Origin of the sequence: Natrialba sp. PRR66, assembly GCF_034808065.1 — an archaeon.
Taxonomy (GTDB): domain Archaea; phylum Halobacteriota; class Halobacteria; order Halobacteriales; family Natrialbaceae; genus Natrialba; species Natrialba aegyptia.
The window spans coordinates 1-278 of sequence record NZ_JAXHGN010000069.1 but is presented as its reverse complement, the minus strand read 5'-3'; the positions used below and the strand labels follow the sequence as shown (position 1 = coordinate 278).

Annotated in this window: 1 protein-coding gene; it reads right to left on the bottom strand. The window is 64.0% G+C overall.

The window, feature by feature from the left end:
* Nucleotides 1-238 (bottom strand): hypothetical protein (locus tag SM755_RS23515; protein WP_323174818.1); only part of this gene is annotated, 238 nt, incomplete at its 3' end.
* Between the last annotated feature and the right edge of the window lie 40 nt (nucleotides 239-278).

Here is a 278-nt window from a genome sequence, read left to right as displayed (position 1 = left end):
CCGGCAGGACCGTCAGGAAGACGGCGATACCTGTGCTGATGGAGTCCTCGGCGAGTGCGCCGACGGCGGCTGCGCCGATACCACGCTCGGCGTAGCCCGCGCCGATGGCTGCGAGCCCGATACCGAGTGCTGCACCGGAGCCCTCCGGAATGGCCGGTGCGTTGCCCTGCATGTACGTGGACGCGAAGTCGGTTACGCTGTTCAGTGCTGTCGTGCCGATGTCAAGAGCTTCGAACATATGTGTGTACCTCTAACCGGACATGCGGTATTCCCCGTAG